Here is a 14,995-nt window from a genome sequence, read left to right on the forward strand (position 1 = left end):
ATAGTGGCTAACCTCAGGCTTAATACTTATTTATCCCCCACTGTATACAGTGAGGAGGCACAGCTTTTCCCTCGATCGGACAACGTCGATGAAATTCGGTATTCGCACGCGCCTCTATGCCGGCTTCGGCAGTCTGATCGTCATCACCGCCGGAATCGGGGCCACCGCACAGTATCAGCTCGCCTCCGTCGCCGCCGACTACGCCCAGCTCGCCCGCCTCGAAGAGGGCGCTCGGAACGTCTTCTCGGTGAACGGGCTCGGCGAACGCCTGTTCGGCCAGGCCCTGGACTACCAGGCGAACCAGAAGTCCGAGCAGGTCGGCCAGATGGAGCAGACGCGCCAGGGCATCGCGACCCTGCTCCAGCGCCAAGTCGACATCGCCGTCTCCGAGGAGCGCCGGGCGACGTATGCCGCCATGCGCGACGAGTCCGCCGTGCTGAAGGAGGACATCCAGCGCCTCGGCCAGGCCGGCGAGGCGCTGGCGGAGAGCCGGGGCAAGCTGTTCCGCACCGGCGACGAGCTGACCCGCGTGACCGGCGCCCTGACCACCGAGATCCGCCGGAGCGGATCGGCGGCGCAGGTCGCCCAGGCCGCGCAGGTCGAGAGCGCGGTCCTGCTGATGCGGGTGGCGAACTGGCGCTTCCTCGCCACCCGCGATCCCCAGGGTCCGGCGACCTTCGCCACCAACAGCCAGAAGGCCGAAGCCGCCCTCAAGGTGCTGCGGGAGCTCGATACCGCCGCCGAATTCACGCGGCCGATCAAGCAGTTGCAGGAGACGGTCGGCGCCTATGTCGGTGCCTTCAACGCCGCCGCCGCCGCGATCGACGGCACCCGGGTCGCCTACGACGACAAGCTCAAGCCGCACGCGGCGGCCCTGATGCAGGCGGGCCTGGTGATCCGGACGAAGATCGAGGCGGCGGTCGCCGAGATCAGTGCGGCCACCGAGGCCAGCGTCGGCCGCGCCCGTACCCTGCAGATGGCCTTCGTCGCCCTGGCGCTGGCCCTCGGCGGCGCCCTCGCCTTCCTGATCGCGCGCAGCATCATCGGCCCGATCACCGGCATGACGGGCGCGATGAGCCGCCTGGCCGCCGGCGAGACGGCGGTCACGGTGCCGTCGCAGGATGCGGTGGACGAGATGGGCGAGATGGCCAAGGCCGTCGACGTGTTCCGCCAGAACGCGATCGCGCGCCTCGAACTGGAGGCGCAGCAGGTCGCGGCGCAGTCGGCGCGCCAGCGCCGGGCCGACCGGGTCGACGGGCTCGTGCAGAGTTTCGAGCAGTCCATCTCCGGCGCGATCGGCATCGTCACCTCCGCGGCGACCGAACTCGACGCGACCGCGCGCTCGATGAGCCAGGTGGCCGAGAGCACCAACGGCCAGGCGGTCGCCTCCAGCGCCGCCGCGGAGGAGACCTCCGCGAACGTGCAGACCGTGGCGGCCGCCGCCGAGGAGATGGTCGCCTCCCTGCACGAGATCGAGCGCCAGGTTCAGCAATCCAACGCCGCCGCTGGGACCGCCGCCCGCGAGGCGCAGGCGACGGACGTCGCCATGGGCAGCCTGATGCAGGCCGCCGACCGCATCGGCGAGGCCGTGACGATGATCTCCAGCATCGCCGGCCAGACCAACCTGCTGGCGCTGAACGCCACCATCGAGGCGGCCCGCGCCGGGGAAGCCGGGCGCGGCTTCGCGGTGGTCGCCGCCGAGGTCAAGGAACTCGCCGGCCAGACCGCTCGCGCCACCGACCAGATCGGCGGCCAGATCACGGCGATCCAGCAGGCCACGGCGCAGGCCGTCGCGGCGATCCGCCAGATCGGCCAGACCATCGTCTCAGTGAACGCGATCACGGAGAGCATCGCCGCGACGGTGGTGGAGCAGACCGCGGCGACCGGCGAGATCTCGCGCAACGCCGCCGAGGCGGCGCGCGGGACCCAGGACGTCTCGATGAACGTCGCCCGGGTCCTGGCCTCCACGGGTGAGACTGGCTCGGCAGCCCATCAGGTGCTGATGGCGGCGGGCGAACTCTCGGTCCAGTCGGTCAACGTGCGCCAGGAGGTGGAAGGCTTCCTCGCCGCCATCCGCGCCGCGTGAGAGGGGGCTTCGGTCGGGCCCTTCCTGCCCGGCCGACGCTCAGGTGCCCATCCCGGAAGCCGGGCCGGCGCCTCAGTTCACCTCGACCTGCACCACCCCCGGCACGGCCCGGAGCGCTCCGGCGATCTGGGGCGTCGCCTGGTACTTGCCGGGCAGCTTGACCTCGACCTCACGGGCGCCGTCGAGGAGGAGAATGAGGGAGACCTCACCCTCCCCGCGCACCTGCAGGCGCTGCTGCACGCTGGGGATCGGGCGCTCATCGCGCAGGTAGACGCGCATGCCCTTCTGGTGGCGGGCCACCGCCACGTCGAGGGGTTCGGCGGTCATGATGCGGGCGCGCACGTCCTCGCCCTCGAGGTTGGCCTGGAGCTGCAGCACCAGGGGGCGTCCGGGCTCCAGGATCTCACGGTACTGGCCGAGGCCTTCCGAGAAGATGATCGCCTCGAAATGCCCGGTCTGGTCCGAGAGGATGACGATGCCGAGCTTGTTGCCGGTCTTGGTCCGGCGCTCCGAGCGGTCGAGGACCGAGGCTGCCACGCGGCCCACGCTGGTGGTGCCGGCGCGCACCGCCCGGCAGAACTCGGCCCAGGTCTGGACCCGAAGCTTGCTCAGCAGGTCGCCGTACTCGTCCAGGGGATGGCCCGAGAGGAAGAAGCCGATCGCGTCGTATTCCTTCTTCAGCTTGTCGGCCATCGGCCAGGGATCGTAGTTCGGGATCCGCAGGGTGACGTCGGCGGCGGTGACCCCGCCGAACATGTCGACGATGCCGGTGCTCTCGGCCTCGGCCGCCCCTTGCGCCAGCTTCATCATCGGCTCGATGGCGGCGCAGGCCCGGGCCCGGTTCGGCTCGATCGGGTCCATGGCGCCGGCCGCCACGAGGTTCTCCAGGGTGCGCTTGTTGATCATCCGCGGGTTGATGCGGCGGGCGAGGCAGGCGAGGTCCTTGAAGGGCCGGTCGCCGCGGGCCTGCACGATGCTCTCGACGGCGCCGCGCCCGACGCCCTTGATCGCCGACAGGGCGTAGGAGATGCGGCCCTCGTGCACCTCGAAGCCGACGCCCGAGGTGTTGATCGAGGGCGGCTCGACGGTGATCTTCAGGCGCTGGGCGTCCTGGCGGAACTCCGCGAGCTTGTCGGTGACGTCGATGTCGAGCTGCATCGCGGCGGCCAGGAACTCCACCGGGTGGTTCGCCTTCAGGTAGGCGGTCTGGTAGGTCAGCAGGGCGTAGGCCGCGGCGTGCGACTTGTTGAAGCCGTAATCAGCGAACTTGGCGAGCAGGTCGAAAATCTCGTTGGCCTTGGCCTTGGTCAGGTTGCGCTCGACGCAGCCCTTCACGAAGCGGTCGCGCTGGGCGTCCATCTCGGCCTTGATCTTCTTGCCCATGGCGCGGCGGAGCATGTCGGCTTCACCCAGGGAGTAGCCGGCCAGGACCTTGGCCACCTCCATCACCTGTTCCTGGTAGACGATGATGCCGAAGGTCTCCTTGAGGATCGGCTCCAGCTTCTCGTGCGGGTACCAGCTCGCCTCGTTGCCGGCGTCGCGCCCAAGCTTGCGCTCGCAATAGACCGGGATATTGGCCATCGGGCCTGGACGGTAGAGCGCCACCAGGGCGATGATGTCCTCGAAGCGGTCGGCCTGCATCTCGACCAGCGCCTTGCGCATGCCGGCCGATTCCACCTGGAACACGCCCACCGTCTCGCCGCGCTTCATCGGCGCGTAGGTCGCCGGGTCGTCGAGGGGCAGCGAGGCGAGGTCGACGATGATGCCGCGCTTGGCCAGGAAGTCGGTGCAGCAACGCAGCAGCGTCAGCGTCTTCAGGCCGAGGAAGTCGAACTTCACGAGGCCCGCGGCCTCGACCCACTTCATATTGAACTGGGTCACCCGCATCCCGGTCTTCGGGTCGCGGTAGAGCGGCACCAGCTGCTCGAGGGGACGGTCGCCGATGACGACGCCGGCGGCGTGGGTCGAGGCGTGCCGGTGCAGGCCCTCGAGCTTCTTCGAGATCTCCATGAGGCGGGCTACGATCGGCTCCTCCTCGATCGCCTGCTGAAGCTTGGGCTCGCCCTCGATGGCCTGGACCAGGGTGACGGGGTTGGCCGGGTTCTGCGGCACGAGCTTGGTCAGCTTGTCGACCTGCCCGTAGGGCATCTCCAGCACGCGGCCGACGTCGCGCAGCACGCCGCGGGCGAGCAGCGTGCCGAAGGTGATGATCTGCGCCACCTGCCGCTCGCCGTAGCGCTGCTGCACGTACTGGATCACGCGCTCGCGGCCCTCGACGCAGAAATCGATGTCGAAATCCGGCATCGAGACGCGCTCGGGGTTGAGGAAGCGCTCGAACAGCAGGCCGAAGCGCAAGGGGTCGAGGTCGGTGATGAGCAGCGACCAGGCCACCAGGGAGCCGGCGCCGGAGCCGCGGCCCGGCCCCACCGGGATGTCGTGGTCCTTGGCCCACTTGATGAAGTCCGACACGATGAGGAAGTAGCCGGGAAACTTCATGCCCACGATGACGTCGAGCTCGAAGGCCAGGCGGTCGCGGTAGACCTGCTCGGACATGCCCGGCGCGGTGCCGTGCTGGGCGAGGCGCAATTCGAGGCCGGCCTCCGCCTGCCGGCGCAACTCCGCCGGCTCGTCGAGGGGCGGCGCCGCCTCGGCCTCGGGGGCGGCGGCGTCGAGGGCGGCGACGACGCCGAAATTCGGCAGGATCGGCTTGCGGGTGCGCACGCGGTGGGCGCAGCGCATGGCGATCTCGACGGTGCCGTTGAGGGCGTCGGGCAGGTCGGCGAACAGGGTCGCCATCTCCGCGCGGGTCTTGAAGCCGTGGCGCGGAGTCAGCCTGCGGCGGCGGTCGTCCGAGACGAGGCGGCCGTCCGCGATGGCCAGGAGCGCGTCGTGGGCGTCGTAATCGCTCTCGCGGGCGAAGAACGGCTCGTTGGCCGCCACCACCGAGAGGCCGTGGCCGTCGGCGAGCCGCAGCAATTCGCGCTCGATCATGCGCTCGTCGGGCAGGCCATGGCGCAGGATCTCGACGTAGAGGTTGTCCTCGCCGAAGGCCGCGCGCAGCTGCGCCAGGCGGCCGGCGGCGAGCTCGGCCCGGCCCATCCGCAGGGCGCTGTCGAGGGGCCCGGTGGAGCCGCCGGTCAGGGCGATCAGGCCGGCGCTCGACTCGGCCAGGGCCTCGACCCCGACCCGGGGGGCGTCGCCGAGGGCCCCGTCGAAATAGGCCCGGCTCGCCAGCCGCAGCAGGTTGCCGTAGCCGGTCTCGTCTTGCGCCAGCACCACGATATTGGCGCAGCCGGCCTGTGCCTGCCCGACGCGTGCCGTCGGGTCGGGCGCCTCGAAGGCCACGGTGAGCTGGAGGCCGGGAATGGGCTGGATGCCGGCGCCGGCGGCCTTCTCGGAGAATTCCAGCGCGCCGAACAGGTTGTTGGTATCGGTGAGCGCCAGGGCCGGCTGCCGGTCGGCCAGCGCCGCCTTGACGATGTCGGCGACCTTGAGGGCGCCCTCGAGCAGGGAGAACGACGAGTGAACGTGGAGGTGGACGTAAGCCGGGTCTTTGAGGATGCGCGCCATAAGACCAACAGCCCGAGTCGGGGTTTCCAATCCATGAGAAACCGGCGGTCGGACTCATTTCCCTGTGGACCGCACGACCCCTGTGACTCCGCCGCAACGCTATCGCAAGGGCGCCAGTGCGACAGCCCAGGCAGCTATGGAGACCGCCAGGAGCCCGAAGGCCATGAACTCGACCGCACCCGTCAGGATCATCCGCTTGAACATGGGCATCGCCTTTCGTTGTCGCCCCGAGTTTTGTTCCTGATTTGTTCTATGTAAAGCCCAGATTGAAACGGGCGAAGGACAGGGTAAACGGATCGTCAATCGGCGGGCGGCAGGACGATGACTAGGTAGGGAACTCATACAATCAATTGCTGGCGCTTGCGTTTTCTTCCTGAGTTTGGGGTTTCGGGCGCAGGAGGATCGCGATGGCCCGGCTGTTCTGGTTCTCGGATGAAGCATGGGCGCGGATCGAGCCGCACCTGCCGCATGGCCAACCCGGCAAACTCCGGGTCGACGACAGATGGGTCATCAGCGGCATCCTGCACGTGCCGAAGGTGGCAACCACTGGCCGGACACGCCCTCCGCCTACGCCCCCCCCCCGCACACGACGATCTACAGCTGCGACAACAGGCGGTCCCAGCGCGGGATCTGGCAGCGGTTGTTTGCCAGGATCGCGGCCACAGGCCCCGTTCCAGACGGGTTGACGCTCGACGCTTCCCACATGAAGGCCCAATCCATTGTTTGGCCGATGGTCGTGGCCGACCGGCTGCCTTCGCTCTGCCTACTGACGCTGGTGCCGGACGATGCGCGCCTGGAGGCCGAGGCCTTCCTGCCGCACCGGGAGGCGGGGTTCGTGCACGAGGGCCAGCATGCGGAGGTCAAGCTCGAAGCCTTCCCGTTCACCCGCTACTGCACCGTGCCGGGCACCGTGCAGCTCGTGAGCCGGGAAGCGACCGGCCCGGGGCAGACGGCGCCTGCTCGGGGGCGTGCGCCCGCCGAGTCCTCGGCCGGGGCGACACCGGACGAGGGCGGATACCGGGTCGCCGTGCAGCTGGACCTGTCCACCATCGAGGTCGACGGCCGCGCCGTGCCGCTGCGATCCGGCATGGCCGCCCAGGTCGACGTTGCCACCGGCCGACGTCAAGTGTTAGAATTCTTGCTTGATCCCATTGCTAAACACATGATGGAAGCGGCGCATGAGCATTGAATACATGCTTTCTAAAATATTGAATTGATTTATGTTGTAGTTACCGCAATTCGTAATGCTAGCATTCCTTTGCCGTTTGATATTCCTACAAAATGTCCTCCTGGAGAGTTCTTGAAAATACCTGCCAATCAAGATAAACTTCAGAAATTTAATGTTGGCCGTTCTTTCAATGAAACGGACGTGGACTTCCGCACCGCCCCAAGCAGCGCGAACCAGGGATAGGCGGGAGACTCGGGGGCGACGGCGAACCTGCAAGCCGCCACGCAGGCATCACAATTCGTTTCCGCCATGGCAACCTTCGGAGCCACGCCAACGGCCGATACACAGATGACGGCAATGAATCAGCCAGTCCATTTCCCCCCGGGGGTCGACCCCTCGACCCAAGCTCACCGGCACGCTTGAACCGCGAACGTCTCTGGCCCTTGGTGAGCGTGAAGCCAGGGTCAGGAGACCACCGCAGCCATCCCAGTCCGCAGCGGCTATCCTGCGCTGGCCCATCGACGATGGACTACGATATCCTGATGCCGAGCCGAAGATCTGCAACGGGTCCAGGCTGTGTGAGAACGTGCTAGTCTGGTAGAAAAGTCCGATCTGAGGGGGTCGGGATGAAGCGTTTCATTGCAGGCGAGGATCGTCGGCAGATCACGCTCTTTCCCGATTGCCTGGACGACGACATCACCGCGGACAATCCGGTTCGCCTCGTCGAAGTGTTCATCGACGAGCTGGATCTGACCGCGCTCGGCTTCGCAGGCGCGATGCCGGAGGCAACGGGTCGTCCTGTCGACCATCCGGCGACGGTGCTCAAGATTTACCTCTCCGGCTACCTCAACCGCATTCCGTCGAGCCGCCGCCTCGAACGCGAGAGCCACCGCAGCATGGAGCTGATCTGGCTGACCGGCCGCCGAATGCCCGACTTCGAGACGCTGGCCAACTTCCGCAAGGACAACGGTTCTGCCATCCAGGCGGCCCGCGCGCAGTTCGTGGTGCTGTCCCGCCGGTCGAACCTGCTCGGCAAAGCGGTCGTCGCGGTCGACGGCAGCAAGTTCAAGGCGGTCAACAACCGCGACATGACCTTCAGCGCCGCCAAGGTCGAGGCCCGCATGGCGCAGGTCGAGGCGAGCATCGGCCGTTACCTCGCGGCGCGGGATCGGGCCGACCGCGAGCCGAGCGACATCGCCGAGACGCGCACGACGTGGCTCACCGAGCAGATCGCGGGCCTGCGTGAGCAAATGCAGGCTCTCCAGGCGAGGGGCCGGCAGATCGAGGCAAGCCCCAACGGCCAGGTCTCTCGGACCGATCCCGGCGCGCGCTTCAGACGGACCGAGCGAGGACTGCATCCATGACCGCACGGAGATCGACAGGAACGATCCGGAAGGCCGTTCTCCTGCTCATCCCGATGGCCGGCTCGCTGGCCGCCGCCTCGACCGGGTCCGGCGCGCCCGCGCAGGCCCCGGACCTGCGGTTCGTGGCCTTCGGCACGAGCCTGACCGCCGGCGACGAATGGCCCAGGGCGCTCACCGAGCGTCTCGGCGCCTGCCTCGGGCGGCCCGTCGCCCTGCAGAACCTCGCCAAGAGCGGCGAGAACTCGAACTGGGGCCTGCGGCACATCGACGAGGTCGCGGCGCAGAATCCGGACCTGGTCACGATCGAGTTTTCCGCCAACGACGCGGCGCTCCACAACCTGATCACCTTCTCCCGGAGCCAGGAGAACATCCGCGCGATGGTGCACCGGCTCCGGCAGACCACGAAGACGGTCCGCATCGTCCTGATGGCGATGAACCCGATGCACGGGCTGCGCGGCCACTGGCTTCGACCCCGCCTCGGCACGTTCTACGACAGCTACGTCGCCCTCGCGGCGGAACTCGGCGTCGCGTTCGTCGATCACCGGCCGGCCTGGAACGGATTGTCGAAGGAGGCGCTCTCGGCCAGCATCCCGGACGGCGTCCATCCCCGGGAGGACGCGGCGGCGCGCATCATCGTCCCGACCCTGCTGAAGGCGATCGCGCCCGACTGCCCGCCCGGGCAGGGATGAGCTTCCGTCCTTTCGGGGATCGCGCGGCTTCGTGGCGCGGCCGAGCCTGAAGTGCGGTATGGGTCCTCTCCGCAACCGGTCGTCTGGAGAGCGCGCATGAACAGGTCCGTCGAACGCAGGACGGCGCTTCGCGTCTTCGGCCGGGGCTCGGCCGATGTCTTTGCCCATGCCTTTGCGCTTGCCCTGGCCCTCATCCTCGCCCTGCCGGTCTGTGTCGCCGGCCTGAGCCCGGCCCGCGCCGCCGACCGGCCCCTGCGGGCCGCCCTGTTCGGCGATTCGAATTCGGCCTTCGTCTTCCAGTCCGGGGACAGCCGGAAGCTCTCGAACTTCGGCTACTTCAACTGGATCAACCGCGTGCTGGGCGCGCCCTTCGAGATCGCCTTCAACGCCGGCATCGCCGGCAACGATACCCAGCAGATGCGGTCGCGCTATGCGGACGGCATTCTGGCGCGATCCGACCAGTACGACGTCCTGTTCCTGCAGGGGGGCGTCAACGACATCCGCCACGGGCTGAGCCCGGCCCAGGCCGCGGAGAACCTCGTCTTCTTCACGCAGGACCAGATCGGGCGCGGCAAGCGCGTGGTCCTCGTCCTGCCGCAACCGGTCGACTTCACCAATCCGGCCGTGTCCCAGGGCGTGGCGCAGAGCCCGGACCAGGCACGCGAGGGCTACGGGGAGCTGCGCCGGCGGCTGCTCGCCTGGGCCGGGCAGGCCAGGAACGACAAGCTCGTCGTCCTCGACCCGTTTCCCCTGCTGGTCCGCAAGGATTCCCGCGGCGCCGAGATGGACCTGAAATGGTCGCCGGATCAGATCCACTTCGCCGCGCCGGCCGGCCTCAAATTCGCCGAGGCCGTCAAGGACAGCCTCGCCGCGCGCCTCCTGAACCGCGGGACGGCGTTCGTCGCGCATCGATCCGACCGGCCCAACCGGATCGCCAACCCGGATTTCTCAGGGGGCCAGCCGGACCGCAACGGGAACGTCCTCCCCGCGCCGTTCGCGGTCACCGTCAACGGCGGCGCCAACCTGGCGGGCAGCATCCAGGTCGCGACGGAAGCCTCGCCGGCCGGCACCGCGCTGGTGATCGCCCCCCTCTCCAGGCTGCAGGGCGTGCGCAACACCATCATCGGGGTCCAGCAATCCGTCCCGCTCGACGCCCCGGCCGGCCGACGGGTGCGCGCCGGCGTCAGGCTGGACCTGCGGGACGTGGTCGGCCTGACGTCGATCGGCCTCAAGGTGAGCACGGCCGGGGACGGCGCCCCGGAAAGCTACGACGGCTGGACGGGCTGGGACACGCTTCCGCTCGAGCCGCGCTCGTCCTCCGTCCTGCAGTTCCTGACGCCGTGGCTGGACGTGGGCGGGACGACGTCGCGGGTGACCTGGAGTTTTCAGCTGCGCTGGAAGGGTGACGGCGATGCGCCCGCCGGCGCCGTCGCCCTGACCCATCCAGTCGTCGAGGTCGGCGAATAGCGGCCCCGGCCCCCGCTCACGCGGACGCCCGGGGCCGGACGCTCAGGCGTAGGAGACCCGGCCGACGCGGCGATGCGCGGGAAAGTACGTCGACAGGGCCGTGAGGGCGAACACCGCCGGGAAGGTCAGGATCCCGTCATATCCCGTACAGATGAACGGCGTGGACTCGGTGAAACCCATCAACAGAGCCGCGGCGATCACCGTCACGATCACCTCCAGGGCGGCTTTTTCCTTTGCCCCAACCTCGTTCCAGATCGAGAGCGCGCGCGCCATCCCGAACAGGAGCGGCACGAAGAACAGCACCAGCCCCGTCACCCCGAGCTCGAGCATGGCCGTCAGATAGGCGTTCTCGGCGCCGGGAATTTCCTGCTGGAGCAGGGTGAAGATGCTGGCCTGGAACTGCGGGCCGCCGACGGTCAGGTAGCCTGAGCCGAGGAACGGGTGCTGCGCGATGAAGTCGGCGGCCAGCGCCCAGACCTCCGTTCTGCCCGTGAACGACTCATCGCGGCCCAGCAGCTCGAAGATGATGGGACGAAGAGAGACGTAGCTCCCGACGAACACGACGATCACCACGCTGCAGCCAACGGCAATGAGCCCGTCGGAGATCTTGCGGCGCAGGTGGAACGCCGCGATGGACACGACCATGAAGACGGCCGCGACGACGGATGTCGCCGATCCCGAGAACAGGAGGCAGGCCACCGCGCAGACGCGGGCGATCCACCAGTAGACCCGCGGTCCCCGCGCCATCCAGGAATAGAAGGTCAGCAGAATGGCGCCGTAGGCGGCCCAGGGTCCCAAACCGTTCTTGTGGCCGAAGATCCCCCGCCACCGGCCAGCATGCGCCGCCCAGACCGTCGTATCGGTGTGCGTGCCGATCGACGGAACCAGGAGGGCGAACAGCGTACTGGCGATCAGGACGACCGCGATCAGGTGCAGCAGAAGCCCGATCATGCGAACGATGCCCAGATATCGCAGGAAGACGGGCAGCGTGAAGAAGATCAGGATCAGGAAGAAAGCATTCCGGTAGGTCGTCCAGGCATCGTCGGCCCATGTCCCGGAGACGGTCGCCCAAGCGACGAAGGGTGCCAGGCTCCAGGGTACGCCCTCCAGGATGCTGTACAGGCCGAAGCGAACCGTCACGTAGACCAGCATCGTGAAGCTGACGAGCATTCGCACGTAGCCGATATTCGCGCTGATCGGGTCGTTGGCGACCTCGACCTCCGATGCGTTCAGGAAAATGTTCTTGCCGAGCGAAGCGTAGGAAACCAGCAATACGATGAACAGGGTCGAGAAGATAAAGATATCGAGCGATGAGGTCTCTTCCTGGGGGGTAGATTTATTCACCACCCTAGAATTTACCCTGCCCTGATCGACCGAACCGACAGCAGAGATGGAGCCAGCTTTGTATCTGTTCATGTCGATCACTCTGCACACATCGAATCGGCCTGGGATCGAGCAGCATCGTCAGGAAGCTGAGGCGCGCGACGTCGCGATCCCCATTGGAGCCGGGGTTTACGTCAATTTGAAGGGTGGCGCGGCCCGGATCCCAGCGCGCTGCTCCCCTGGCGCTTCCCCACGGCGCGGCACCTGGCGAAGGGCTGCGAGTCCCAGAGCGCGTCGATCGTGACGTTGGCCAGCAGGTCCGTGCCCTTGGGCGTGAAATGACCCTGCCCACGCTTGTAGTAGATCGGGTCGGACGGCGTGTTGACCGCCTGCATCGGCTCCGTCGGGTTCACCCGCAGGATGGTCCGCCAGAGCTCCGGAGGCAGCAGGTTCGCGGAACTCCGGAGGATCTGGTTCGTGAGGCGGAACGGGATCTCCACGAGGGCGAACCCGGCCTGGTGCGCCGCGATCTCCGCCCGGGCCTGTTCGAGCAGGGCCGCGGACAGGGCCGTGTTGTAGGGCGTGGTCAGGAACCCGATCGAGTCCGAGCCTTTCGCCGCCGCCGCCGCGGGTTGATCCAGCGCCGGCCGGAGCAGGCGCTGATAGGTCGCCACCAGACCCTTGAACAGCCGCGACGCCGTCTCGCGGGCGAAACTGTAGAGGTGGCTGTTGTTCACCAGCCAGCGATAGAGCGAGTAGCCCATCAGCCGGTCCTGCAGCTGCACCGACGGGAGATAGGTCGCCCGGTCCTCCTCGAGCGTCTGGCCGGCGATCCGGTAGAGATTGGAAGCCCCGTTCTCGGCGAAATCACTCGAGTGCCACGAGAACAGAACCAGGTCGGGCTCGAACTGGGCTCCGAACTTCTCGTAGGTGCGCAGCATCTCGGCGGTGCTGAATCCGCTCACGGCCAGGTTCAGCACCTCGACGTTCACACCGCGGGCCTGGATCAGCTGCTCGATCCGCCGGGCGAACGTGTCCTCGATGTTGAGCTCGTAGCCCATGAAGAAGCTGTCGCCGAACAGCTCGATCCGGCAGGTGTTGGGCGGCTTGGCGATCGCGGCGTCGCGATCGGAGCGCATGCCTTGGGCGTTGATCCGGAAATCGACGGCGGTTTCCGGCGTGGTGTGGTGGTAGCGGGCGTTGGGGATGTTGCCGCGGACGCCCCAGGCGGTCCCGGTGATGTAGCGCGGCATGAGGGATTGCGGATCGAGCAGCCGGATGAAGCCTTCCGCGAAGATCAGGCCGTAGGCGACGCACAGGAGCGCCACGACGCCCGACCGCAGGGCCCGTGCCGGCAGCCCCCGCGTCCTGCCCGGTTCCGCCGCCTTAGAAGTCGAAGTAAATGAATTGCTGGCCACCGGAAGCTCCTAGCACGACGACTGCCAATGTGACCATCATGACCATGTGGAACCGCACGATCCGCGGCCCCGAAGTCATGAACTCGATGTTGCCCGATGCACGCTGATACAATTCGACGATGATCAGGGGCAGTATGTAGAACAGCAAAGGCTGGAGCAGCGCGTAGGAATACCCGTCGAGGCCTAAGCAGCGATGGATGATCGTCACCGCCGACCCGATCGTCGGCGCCCGGAAGAACACCCAGCCGATCATCACCAAGACCATCGTCACGGCCCAGGCCGCGAGATGGACCGCGAAACCGGCCGGATGGTGCGACGAGACCCGCGTCAGGACCTTGTCGATCCCGAGGGCGCTGTAGGCGACCTGGATGGCCCCGTGGAACGCCCCCCAGATCACGAACGTCCAGGCCGCGCCGTGCCAGAGGCCGCCCAGGATCATGGTCAGCATCAGGTTGCGGTACATGGCCAGGTGGCCACGCCGATTCCCCCCGAGCGGTATGTAGAGGTAATCGCGCAGCCAGCGCGACAGGCTGATGTGCCAGCGGCGCCAGAATTCCTGCGGGCTTCGGGAGAAGTAGGGCAGGTTGAAGTTGTTCATCAGATCGAAGCCCAAGGTCCTCGCCAGACCTCTGGCCATGTCCGAGTATCCCGAAAAATCCCCGTAGATCTGGAACGTGAAGGCGATCACCGCGACCACGGCCTCGGCCGAGGTATAGTTTCCGGCTCCGCTGCCGAAGACCGTATCGGCGATCGGAGCCATGTTGTCGGCGATGACCACCTTCTTGAACATGCCCCACAGGAACAGCAGCACCCCGGAGCTGACCATCTGTTGGGTGATCGCGCGCGCGCCTTCGAACTGGGGCATGAAATGGGAGGCGCGCTCGATCGGTCCGGCGACGAGCTGGGGGAAGAACGCGTGGTAGGCGGCGTAATTCAGCAGGCTGCGCTGCGGGTCGAACGAACCCCGATAGCTGTCGACCGTCCGGCTGATCGCCTGGAAGGTGTAGAACGACAGTCCGACCGGCAGGAGGATCTTCAGGGTCGGGAAATCGAGCGTGAGACTGAAGAGCGCCGCCGCTCCGATCGCCGAGTCGATGAAGAAGTTGAAGTATTTGAAGAACAGCAGGATGCCCAGGTTCACCGACAGGGACATGGCCAGCCAGAAGGCCCGCCGCTGCGCCGCGGGCGCGCGCTCGATCAACTCGCCGAGGACGATGAAGGCAACGATGCCGGCGGCGACGACGGAGAGAATCCAAGCATCGGATCGTATGACGGCCAGTGCGGCGACCGTCGTCGCGATCATAAAACCAATACTTTTCAGCCGATCATTCCACAATACAGGCTTGCCGCTCGCCCCCAGCGCGGCGCAATAGTCGACGGCGGTCGACACTGCTACAAGTATCAGGAAACGGCTATCCCACCAGCCATAGAAGAGGTAGCTGCCGAGCAGTAATACTATATTTCTCCAGACGACTTTACTATGGACTACATAGTATATTGGATAGAATACTATGATGAATCCAAAGAAGGTCCAGCTATTAAATAGCATCTAGAGTCCCGCTTCCATTGCCGAATGCCGCTATAGCTGCGGAAGATTTTTCTATGATCGAGATGATCATTCTGGCAATTTCGGTGCCGACTAGCATATCGGGCGCCTGTTCGGCAACTCGTGGCGGGATATTGCAGGAGGCCGGACTCGATGCTGACGAGCCGGCGATCTCGCCGCCCGGCGGGTGCGGGCGGCGAGATCGCCGGGCTCAGCAACGCGTTGAGATCGCAGTCGAAATAGACCTGCCTCGTCCGGAGGGACGCGGCCTCCGGCCCGGGGCGCCGATCCCGCTCCGGGTGGCCGGGACGCCGCCCGGAGCGGCGGGCGCGACGCTGTCGGGCGTGGTCCTGTCGGGGGGCCG

General features: G+C 67.0%; 9 protein-coding genes and 2 pseudogenes. 6 read left to right on the forward strand and 5 right to left on the reverse strand.

Going from position 1 to position 14,995, the window contains the following annotated elements; translation table 11 throughout:
• Nucleotides 1-88 precede the first annotated feature (88 nt).
• Nucleotides 89-2,086 (forward strand): methyl-accepting chemotaxis protein, encoded by a 1,998-nt coding sequence (locus tag ACXJY8_RS17620; RefSeq protein WP_463771367.1) that lies wholly within the window; start codon nt 89-91, stop codon nt 2,084-2,086.
• A gap of 72 nt (nt 2,087-2,158) precedes the next feature.
• Here the strand turns inward: ACXJY8_RS17620 and dnaE are convergent, their stop codons facing one another.
• On the reverse strand, nt 2,159-5,656 hold the full coding sequence (dnaE, locus tag ACXJY8_RS17625; protein ID WP_463771370.1) for a DNA polymerase III subunit alpha: 3,498 nt from the start codon (nt 5,654-5,656) through the stop codon (nt 2,159-2,161).
• 346 nt (nt 5,657-6,002) lie between these two features.
• A complete protein-coding gene (locus ACXJY8_RS17630) occupies nt 6,003-6,167 on the reverse strand; it encodes a hypothetical protein (RefSeq protein ID WP_463771373.1) in 165 nt (54 codons plus the stop codon).
• Here ACXJY8_RS17630 and ACXJY8_RS17635 point away from each other — a divergent pair.
• The 5 genes and pseudogenes from ACXJY8_RS17635 to ACXJY8_RS17655 all read left to right on the forward strand — a co-directional run.
• Nucleotides 6,118-6,418: pseudogene (locus ACXJY8_RS17635) on the forward strand (transposase family protein); the annotation flags it as partial. The gene ACXJY8_RS17630 and the pseudogene ACXJY8_RS17635 sit on opposite strands and share 50 nt — an antisense overlap.
• Nucleotides 6,387-6,845 carry a beta-barrel domain-containing protein gene (locus ACXJY8_RS17640; protein WP_463771376.1) on the forward strand — a complete coding sequence of 153 codons (459 nt, stop codon included), beginning with the start codon at nt 6,387-6,389 and terminating at the stop codon, nt 6,843-6,845. The pseudogene ACXJY8_RS17635 and the gene ACXJY8_RS17640, both read left to right, overlap by 32 nt.
• Nucleotides 6,846-7,450: 605 nt before the next feature.
• Nucleotides 7,451-8,155, forward strand: a pseudogene (locus tag ACXJY8_RS17645) (transposase); the annotation flags it as partial.
• A gap of 29 nt (nt 8,156-8,184) precedes the next feature.
• Nucleotides 8,185-8,877, forward strand: coding sequence for an SGNH/GDSL hydrolase family protein (locus ACXJY8_RS17650; RefSeq protein ID WP_463771380.1), 693 nt, complete (start codon nt 8,185-8,187; stop codon nt 8,875-8,877).
• A 96-nt stretch (nt 8,878-8,973) separates the two neighbouring features.
• Entirely contained in the window at nt 8,974-10,344 is a 1,371-nt protein-coding gene (locus tag ACXJY8_RS17655; protein WP_463771384.1) for an SGNH/GDSL hydrolase family protein, read from the forward strand.
• A gap of 42 nt (nt 10,345-10,386) precedes the next feature.
• On the opposite strand, the gene ACXJY8_RS17660 is transcribed toward ACXJY8_RS17655, so the two are convergent.
• The 3 genes from ACXJY8_RS17660 to ACXJY8_RS17670 form a co-directional block, all read right to left on the reverse strand.
• Complete coding sequence (locus tag ACXJY8_RS17660; protein WP_463780751.1) at nt 10,387-11,760, reverse strand: O-antigen ligase family protein; 1,374 nt, start codon at nt 11,758-11,760, stop codon at nt 10,387-10,389.
• 101 nt (nt 11,761-11,861) lie between these two features.
• Nucleotides 11,862-12,995, reverse strand: a complete 1,134-nt coding sequence (locus ACXJY8_RS17665) for an SGNH/GDSL hydrolase family protein (protein WP_463771387.1) — start codon at nt 12,993-12,995, stop codon at nt 11,862-11,864.
• Between the two features lie 58 nt (nt 12,996-13,053).
• Nucleotides 13,054-14,475: an MBOAT family O-acyltransferase gene (locus tag ACXJY8_RS17670; RefSeq protein ID WP_463771390.1), complete on the reverse strand. Its 1,422-nt coding sequence runs from the start codon at nt 14,473-14,475 to the stop codon at nt 13,054-13,056.
• Nucleotides 14,476-14,995 lie beyond the last annotated feature (520 nt).

The organism is Methylobacterium sp. TK31 (genome assembly GCF_055361545.1).

Excerpts from the sequence above, each read along its gene's own strand:
- ACXJY8_RS17660 (WP_463780751.1), bottom strand. The coding sequence starts at position 11,760 with ATGAACAGATACAAAGCTGGCTCCATCTCTGCTGTCGGTTCGGTCGAT.
- ACXJY8_RS17620 (WP_463771367.1), top strand. The coding sequence starts at position 89 with ATGAAATTCGGTATTCGCACGCGCCTCTATGCCGGCTTCGGCAGTCTG.
- ACXJY8_RS17655 (WP_463771384.1), top strand. The coding sequence starts at position 8,974 with ATGAACAGGTCCGTCGAACGCAGGACGGCGCTTCGCGTCTTCGGCCGG.
- dnaE (WP_463771370.1), bottom strand. The coding sequence starts at position 5,656 with ATGGCGCGCATCCTCAAAGACCCGGCTTACGTCCACCTCCACGTTCAC.
- ACXJY8_RS17640 (WP_463771376.1), top strand. The coding sequence starts at position 6,387 with ATGGTCGTGGCCGACCGGCTGCCTTCGCTCTGCCTACTGACGCTGGTG.
- ACXJY8_RS17650 (WP_463771380.1), top strand. The coding sequence starts at position 8,185 with ATGACCGCACGGAGATCGACAGGAACGATCCGGAAGGCCGTTCTCCTG.
- ACXJY8_RS17630 (WP_463771373.1), bottom strand. The coding sequence starts at position 6,167 with ATGACCCATCTGTCGTCGACCCGGAGTTTGCCGGGTTGGCCATGCGGC.